Below are 1,530 nucleotides of genomic sequence, written 5' to 3' on the forward strand. Positions count from 1 at the left end.
GGCAGGGCTTTGCGGTCGAGCTTGCCGTTCACCGTCACCGGCAACTCCGCCAGCACCACCACCACCGACGGCACCATGAACCCCGGCAACCCCACCGCAGCCCACTCCCGCACCGCCCGCTCGTCCACCACCGCCCCCGACACCGGCACCACATACCCCGCCAGATAATCACCCGACGACCCGTCACCGCGCAGCACCACCACCGCCTGCGCCACATCCTCCCGGCGCAACAACACCGCCTCGATCTCCCCCAACTCGATCCGCTGACCCCGCAACTTCACCTGAAAATCCGTACGCCCCAGATACTCCAACTCCCCACCCGGCAACCACCGAACCCGATCCCCCGTCCGATACAACCGCAACCCCGCACCGAACGGATTCGCCACGAACCGATCCGCCGTCAAATCCGGCCGCCCCCGATACCCCCGCGCCAACTGCACACCACCGAGATACAACTCCCCCGCCACCCCCACCGGCACCGGCCGCAACCGCCCGTCCAGCACCAACGTCTGCGTATTCCACACCGGCCCCCCGATCGGCACCACCCTCCGATCCGCATCCGTCACCTCGTGGAACGTCACATCCACCGACGCCTCCGTCGGACCGTACAAGTTGTGCAACTCCGCCGCACTCACCCGCAGCAGACGTGCCGCCGTTGCCGACGGCAACGCCTCACCGCTGGTGAACACCCGGCGCAGCGCACCACACCCCTCCACATTCGCCCCCGCCAGAAACACCTCGAGCATCGACGGCACGAAATGCACAGTGGTGACCGACTCCTCCCGGATCACCCGCTCGAGGTACACCGGGTCGCGGTGCCCGTCCGGCTCCGCGACCACCAACCGCGCACCAGTAATCAACGGCCAGAACAACTCCCACACCGACACATCGAACGTCACCGGCGTCTTCTGCAACACCACATCATCAGAGCCGAGCCCGCACTCCCCCTGCATCCACAACAACCGATTCACGACACCCGCATGCGACACCGCCACACCCTTGGGCCGACCCGTCGACCCCGACGTGAACATCACATACGCAAGATGACCCGGACGCAACGGCGCACGCCGCTCCCCATCCCCCACCGGATCGGCCGAAAACCCCGACACATCCACCGAATCCAACTCCACCACCCGCACACCCGCAGGCACCACCACCCGATCCGAGCAGGTCGTCAGCACCAGCACCGGATCCGCCGTCGCCACCACAAACCCCACCCGCTCCGCAGGCTGATCCGGATCGATCGGGACATACGCCCCACCCGCCTTCACCACCGCGTACATCCCCACCAGCATCGCCACCGAACGACGCACCGCCACACCCACCGACGACTCCGGGCCCACCCCGGCCGCGATCAGGAACCGCGCCAGCCGATTCACCCGCGCATCGAACTCCCCATACGACAACACCACCGCACCGCACACCACCGCGACCGCGTCCGGAGTCCGCCCCACCTGCACGTCGAGCAGGTCGGCGAGGGTGGTGTGGGGCACCGGGTGACCCGTCGCATTCCACGAACCCACCACCAAC

The 1,530-nt window shown here is 67.6% G+C and carries 1 protein-coding gene; it reads right to left on the bottom strand.

Translation table 11 applies throughout. The features are described from left to right. Positions 1-1,530: amino acid adenylation domain-containing protein (locus AZG88_RS34785; protein ID WP_156517690.1), on the bottom strand; the 1,530-nt coding region annotated here is incomplete at both ends.

Source organism: Rhodococcus sp. LB1 (assembly GCF_001583455.1).
Taxonomy (GTDB): Bacteria; Actinomycetota; Actinomycetes; order Mycobacteriales; family Mycobacteriaceae; genus Rhodococcus_F; species Rhodococcus_F opacus.